This window comes from Arthrobacter castelli DSM 16402, from assembly GCF_000430705.1.
Taxonomy (GTDB): domain Bacteria; phylum Actinomycetota; class Actinomycetes; order Actinomycetales; family Micrococcaceae; genus Arthrobacter_C; species Arthrobacter_C castelli.
This window is the reverse complement of sequence record NZ_AUMN01000008.1, coordinates 193,627-200,140: the sequence shown is the minus strand read 5'-3', so window position 1 is coordinate 200,140 and position 6,514 is coordinate 193,627. Positions and strand designations below refer to the sequence as shown.

At 64.2% G+C, this 6,514-nt stretch carries 7 protein-coding genes; 5 read left to right on the top strand and 2 right to left on the bottom strand.

Features of this window, described 5'->3' with window-relative positions:
- From H535_RS24885 to H535_RS0111005, 4 genes are all read left to right on the top strand, one after another.
- On the top strand, nucleotides 1-758 hold a 758-nt coding region (locus tag H535_RS24885; RefSeq protein WP_155838657.1), incomplete at its 5' end, for an HNH endonuclease.
- 205 nt (nucleotides 759-963) lie between these two features.
- The gene (locus H535_RS0111015; RefSeq protein WP_026819590.1) at nucleotides 964-1,950 is read left to right on the top strand and encodes a 1,4-dihydroxy-2-naphthoyl-CoA synthase; all 987 of its coding nucleotides are present in this window, start codon (nucleotides 964-966) and stop codon (nucleotides 1,948-1,950) included.
- A gap of 18 nt (nucleotides 1,951-1,968) precedes the next feature.
- Nucleotides 1,969-3,180 (top strand): o-succinylbenzoate--CoA ligase, encoded by a 1,212-nt coding sequence (gene menE, locus H535_RS24880; RefSeq protein WP_035769179.1) that lies wholly within the window; start codon nucleotides 1,969-1,971, stop codon nucleotides 3,178-3,180.
- Between the two features lie 60 nt (nucleotides 3,181-3,240).
- Entirely contained in the window at nucleotides 3,241-4,125 is an 885-nt protein-coding gene (locus H535_RS0111005; RefSeq protein WP_026819589.1) for a 1,4-dihydroxy-2-naphthoate polyprenyltransferase, read from the top strand.
- 24 nt (nucleotides 4,126-4,149) lie between these two features.
- Here the strand turns inward: H535_RS0111005 and H535_RS24875 are convergent, their stop codons facing one another.
- Nucleotides 4,150-4,473 carry a DUF4229 domain-containing protein gene (locus H535_RS24875; protein ID WP_051299036.1) on the bottom strand — a complete coding sequence of 108 codons (324 nt, stop codon included), beginning with the start codon at nucleotides 4,471-4,473 and terminating at the stop codon, nucleotides 4,150-4,152.
- A 77-nt stretch (nucleotides 4,474-4,550) separates the two neighbouring features.
- Here H535_RS24875 and H535_RS0110995 point away from each other — a divergent pair, with 77 nt between their 5' ends.
- Entirely contained in the window at nucleotides 4,551-4,952 is a 402-nt protein-coding gene (locus H535_RS0110995) for a PLD nuclease N-terminal domain-containing protein (RefSeq protein ID WP_026819588.1), read from the top strand.
- A 15-nt stretch (nucleotides 4,953-4,967) separates the two neighbouring features.
- On the opposite strand, the gene H535_RS0110990 is transcribed toward H535_RS0110995, so the two are convergent.
- Entirely contained in the window at nucleotides 4,968-6,473 is a 1,506-nt protein-coding gene (locus tag H535_RS0110990; protein ID WP_245580262.1) for an SLC13 family permease, read from the bottom strand.
- Between the last annotated feature and the right edge of the window lie 41 nt (nucleotides 6,474-6,514).

Sequence of the window (6,514 nt, the reverse complement as noted above, 5' to 3'; positions counted from 1 at the left end):
GTGGTGCCGCCGGTGGTGCTCCGGTGCCGGCGGCGGCGATCGACAATCGGGCGGTGGCGCAGAAACGCCTCGACGGGCTCGTCGCCGCCTGCGACGCCGCCCTGGCCACCGGCGGACTACCCGACACCGGCGGACACCGCCCCCAAATCATGGCCGTCATCGACTACCAGGAACTCCTCACCCAACTCACCGAAGCAAAAGGCGGTACCTGCGGTGACGGGGCCGGGACGGGCACAGTCTTCAGCACCGGACGCTACGGTCCGGATGCCGGCGCCGGGGCCACCGGCGGGACCGGGTCGTACGTGTTTTCCGGGCCGGTCCACGCCGCGAATATCCGCCAGTTGGCCTGCGACGCCGAGATCATCCCGGCCGTGCTGGCCGGCAACGGCCAAATCCTCGACCTCGGCACCGGCCGAAGGATCTTCCCACCGAACCTGCGCCGGGCCCTCGTCGCCCGAGACGGCGGATGCTCCTTCCCCTACTGCACCATGCCCGCACCCTGGACCGAGGCTCATCACATCAAATACGCCAGCGACGACGGGCAGACATCCACCGACAACGGGTGTCTGCTATGCAGCTACCACCACCACCTCATCCACAAGGAAAAATGGGCCATCACCGTCCACAACGGTATCCCCTGGTTCACCCCACCGGCATACGTCGACCCCGACCGACGACCAATCCGCAACCACTACTTCAACCGCAAACCCCACCGCGGCCACCACCAAACCACCATCGACTTCGCCGACACCGGATAAACACGTGGCGGCCGGTTGCTACCACGGCCCGGGGCCACGATGCCTGGGTTCGATGGCCACCGGTATGTCATGAATACAGATCGTCGAGATTGCACACGTTCGCACAAGCAGGCTGGCTGCAGATGCGGCACGGCGGCCCTGCCGGCAAGTTCAGGGTATTGATCCCGGCTCGGCACGTTCGGGCCGGCACAGATACACTCGACTGGTGAACGCTGAACTTCCACCCCAGGTTTCAGACATCTTCGATCCAACGCGCTGGCGTTTGGTGTCCGGATTCGAAGATCTGCAGGACATCACGTACCACCGTCAGGTGGAACGCGTCCCGGACTCGCCGGGCGCAACTGCCAGCCCCGGCGCAACTGCCGGTGAAGTCCGGGATATGCCGACCGTGCGGATTGCCTTCAACCGTCCGGAGGTGCGTAACGCGTTCCGCCCCGGAACGGTTGACGAACTCTACCGTGCACTCGACCACGCCCGGATGACACCCGACGTCGGCACCGTGCTGCTAACCGGCAATGGCCCCAGCACAAAGGACGGAGGCTGGGCGTTCTGCTCGGGCGGCGACCAGCGAATCCGCGGCAGGGACGGCTACCGCTATGCAGACGGCGAAACGCAGGAAACGGTCGATCCGGCGCGTGCCGGGAGATTACACATTCTCGAAGTCCAGCGGCTGATCCGCACCATGCCCAAGGTCGTGGTCGCCGTCGTCAACGGGTGGGCGGCCGGAGGCGGCCATAGCCTGCACGTAGTCGCCGATCTGACCATCGCCTCGGCGCAGTACGGCCGTTTCAAACAAACCGATGCCACGGTGGGATCGTTCGACGCCGGTTACGGCTCGGCGCTGCTGGCCCGCCAAGTCGGACAAAAGGCGGCGCGTGAGATATTTTTCCTCGCCCGCGAATACTCCGCTGACGACATGCACCGGATGGGTGCAGTCAATGAGGTGGTTGATCATGAACGTCTCGAGGAAGTCGCACTGGAGTACGCAGCAGACATCGCCCGGCAATCCCCGCAGGCGATCCGGATGCTCAAATTCGCCTTCAACCTCCCTGACGACGGTCTGACCGGGCAGCAGGTCTTTGCCGGAGAAGCGACCCGGCTTGCCTACATGACCGACGAGGCCGTGGAGGGCAAGGAGGCATTCCTCGACAAACGGGATCCGGACTGGTCCCGCTTTCCGCACTACTACTAGCCCAAGGACTTCGCCCGCATGGAGATCCTCCCCATCCACACGCCCCGGGACTTCAACCCGTTGGAGCTGCTCAAGCCGCTGGCTGACGTACTCGCCGGTGAAGGGCCGGTTGTGGCGCCCTACGCGACGGATGAGCCGCCGGCCAATCTGCTCACCGGCCTGACTGACCTCTCCCCCAACGGGGCTGAGCGGCACGCGCAGCAAGCGCCGGCCGGGCTGGCACCGGACACCGCCGTCGTCGTCAGCACTTCCGGTTCAACCGGCGAACCTAAGCAGACTATGCTGACCATCGATTCGCTGGCCGCCTCCTCCATGGCCACCGCCATCACCTTGCAAGGCGAAGGACAGTGGCTGTGCACGCTCCCGGTGCATCACGTGGCGGGACTGCAGGTACTGATCCGCTCGCTTTATGCAGGCACCAAGCCCATGGTCATGGACCCTTCGAACGGCTTCGACACCGAGGCTTTCACCAGTGCAGCCCGGGAAATGACCGACCCGCACCGCTATGTTTCGCTGGTTCCAACCCAGCTGCACCGGCTGCTCGATTCACCGGATCCAAGCACCTTGTCAGTGCTGCGCAGGTTCAACGCCATCCTGCTCGGTGGCAGTCCGGTGAATTCCGACCTGCTCGCCGCAGCGGCCGGCGAAGGGCTGAAGGTGTTCACCACCTACGGGATGAGTGAAACGTGTGGTGGCTGTGTCTATGACGGCAAGCCGCTGCCCGGCGTGCAGATCAAGCTCGACGACGGCAGGATCCGCCTCGGTGGCGACGTCGTCGCGGCGGGATATCTCAACGAGCCGGAGCTGACCGGGCGCCGCTTCATCGATGAGGACGAGACCCGCTGGTACGTCACTGATGACCTGGGAGAATTCGACGACGACGGCAGGCTGCGGGTGATTGGCCGGGTCGATGACGTCGTTATCAGTGGCGGCCTGAAGATCTCCGCGGCTTCAGTCAGGAAGACCATCGAGGGTGTTGCAGGTGTGCAGTCCGCATTCGTGGCGGGCGTTGAGAGCGCCGAGTGGGGGCACGTCGTTGCGGCCGCCGTCGTCGGCTCCGCTGACACGCAGGCAGTGACCGACGCTGTCCGCCGGGACATCGCGGCGGAGGCCGTGCCCAAGGTGGTGAAGTTCGTGAGCGAGCTTCCCATGCTGCCCACCGGAAAACCGGACCGGCAGCGACTAATACATCTGCTGGAGCGGACGTACCGGGACGAGTCAACCGCGTAATCGTCGGTCGCACGCGAGGTGCACCGGTTGGCCTATTTGAAAGCAAAGAGGAGTTGAACTGTGGCTACTGCCGGCCAATGGCTTGAGGGTGCCCGGCTTCGCACGCTGCCGATGGCGGTAGCTCCCGTGATTATCGGCAGTGCGGCTGCGTTTGAGCTCGGGTCGTTCATCCTGCTCAACGCGGTGCTCGCGCTGTTGGTCGGGGTGCTGATGCAGGTTGGGGTGAACTATGCCAACGACTACTCCGACGGCGTGCGGGGAACCGACGACAACCGGGTCGGTCCGCTGCGGCTGACGGCCTCGGGTGCAGCCGGTCCCGCTGCCGTCCGCAATGCGTCCTTCGCCTCCTTCGGGGCAGCGCTGCTCGCGGGTCTGGTGCTGATCATCCTGTCGGGTTCGTGGTGGCTGCTGCTGGTTGGAGTCGCCTGCGTGCTGGCCGGATGGGGATACACCGGCGGCTCGAATCCGTACGGCTACCTGGGACTGGGCGACGTCTTTGTTTTTGTCTTCTTCGGCCTGGTGGCCACCCTGGGGACAACCTACACACAAGCGGGCCAGATCAGTCTGGCCGCCTTCCTGGGTGCCACCGGCACGGGCCTGATCGCGATGGCCTTGCTGATGGCCAATAACGTCCGCGACATTCCCACAGACATCGCGGCGGGCAAGAAGACGCTCGCGGTCCGCCTCGGTGACGACAGTGCCCGGATCAGCTATGTGATGATGCTGGCCGCTGCCATCTTCCTGCCCCTGATCCTGGTGGAGCAGCTCCCCTGGATCCTGCTGGTGCTATTGGTCTGCCCCGCATGCCTGTTGCCGAGTTGGCTGATGCTCAAGGGCAAGCGGCGCAAGAGCCTGATTCCAGTGCTGAAGCAGACCGGACTGATCAACCTGGGTTACAGCGTGCTGTTCAGCCTGGGGCTGGTGTTTTCGGCCACACTTGGCTGAAACACCGGAACCTTCAGCGGCGCGCTACTCGCCGGCAGTTCCGCGGTCGCGGCCCCGAACCGGCGGCTGCGGGCGGTGCTCGGGATTGGCGTCCTGGAAAGGATCCTCTGCTTCGGCATCGCTGCGCTCCGTCTTGGTGCGGATCGGCTCCGCCTTCCCGCTGAAACGGTGTTGGACTGACGAGGCAGCCTCGTTGCGCATCCTGGTCAGGAACAGGAAGCTGATGCAGAAGGCAACGACGACGGCGATTATGGCAGAGAAGATCCACCCCAGACCCAGCCACAGACACAGGGCCAACACGACTGCAGTGATGCCGAGCCTGACGGCGGAGTATTTGAAGAATGCCACAGGGCAATTCTAGCTTCTGCCCGGCCCCTCCAGCACATCTGTCCGTTCCACCCCTGGTCCTCCATTAGAATGGATGTATGCGCGGAATATTAGTCATTCTCCTGGTCGCGCTGATCGTGTACGCCGCGATCGACTGCATCATGTCGGATGCGGCCAAGGTCCGCAGCGTACCGAAGGCCGCCTGGATCGCCATCATTGTCCTGATACCCGTTATCGGGGCCCTGCTCTGGCTCGTCCTCGGACGCCCCCTTGCCCAGGCACCCCGGCAGCAGCCCGGAGGGCAGCAGCCTGGCGGACAGCAGCCCGGCGGACAGCAGGCACGCAGGCGCCCAACCTCCCCGGACGATGATCCGCATTTCCTGAACAACCTGGAAACCCAGCGCCGCCAGCAGGCCAAGGAGGCCGAACTGAGGGCTAAGGAAGCAGAACTGCGGAACCGTGAACAACGCCTGAACGAGGACGGCAAGGACAGCAAATAGCCGGGTCAGTCGACGTCAGTAGACCAGGCCGAAGACCCAGACGGCCAGCGTTAGCGTCGTGATCGTTGTCAACACCAACGCGATGACGTTAAGCCCGGCGCCGGCCTTGATCATGTGGGCTATTTCCAAGTGCCCCGACGAATACGCGATGGCATTCGGCGGGGTGGCCACCGGGAGCATGAACGCACACGTCGCTGCGATGGCAACCGGTATGACGAGCAGCATGGGGTCATAGCCCAGTCCGACGGCGACCGCGCCGATCAGCGGCAGGAATGTGGCCGCAGTGGCCGTGTTGCTGGTGAGTTCGGTGAGCATCAGCACCAGTGCCGAGGCGGCGGCGATGATGAGCACCAGCGGCAGGCCGCCCAGCGCACTGACCTGGGTGCCGATCCATTCGCTCAATCCCGACTCCGTGAACCGGGCCGACAGGGCCAGTCCACCGCCGAAGAGGATCAGAATGTCCCAGGGCAGCTCCTTGGCACTTGACCAGTTCAGCAGCGGCACGCCCCTGTTCGGATCGGCCGGCACGAGGAACAGCACGACGGCGACAGCCATCGCGATCACCGCATTGCCGATGTTGGTATCGGGCCACAACAGGGGCACGGTGATCCATGCTGCCGCGGCCAGCACGAAGGTGGCCAGCACCAGCTTCTCGCCGGTGTTCATGGGGCCAAGCTTCTTGAACTCGTCCCGGATCAACTCACGTCCGCCGGGGATCTCTTCGATTTCAGGTTTGAAGAGCACGTGGGTCAGCAGGAACCAGGTGATCGCCATGAACACGACCGCCATTGGCACGCCCACCAGCATCCACTCGCCGAAGCCGATGTTGATGTCGTGGTTCTCGGCCAGGTAGCCGACCATCAGGGCGTTGGGAGGGGTGCCGATAATGGTTCCCAGCGAACCAATGGACGCTGAATAGGCAATGCCGAGCATCAACGCGATACCGAAGTTCTTCGGGGGCTTCTCCGCATGTTCCGTGTTCGCCACCAGGCTCAACACCGACAGCCCGATGGGAATCATCATCACAGCGGTGGCCGTATTGGACACCCACATGCTCAGGAACCCGGTGGCGATCATGAATCCGCCCACCAGCTGTTTCGGCTTCGTCCCGACGAGCAGCACTGTCGCCAATGCAATGCGCCGGTGCAGGTTCCACCGCTGCAGGGCCAGGGCGAGCATGAACCCGCCCATGAACAGGAAGATAATGGGGTTGGCGTAGGGAGGGGCGACGTCGTCGACCGTTGCGACATTGAGAGCCGGGAACAATACCAGCGGAATCAGCGCCGTCGCGGCCAGTGGAATAGCCTCTGTCATCCACCATGACGCCATCAAGGCGGCGATGGACGCGGTGATCCGCGCCTGCTGGTCCAGATCCGCCGGCAACACGAAATAGACCACAACGGCCAGCACGACGCCGGTCAGCAAGCCGATGCGCTTGCGGACCAGCACCCGCTTCACGTCGCCGGCGTCCCGCAGCCCGGGCGCGGTTGAGTGATCGATCTCAGGTGACGACGGCGTCATAGCTGTGGCCTTCCGTTGCATGCGGCTGGATATCACCCCCG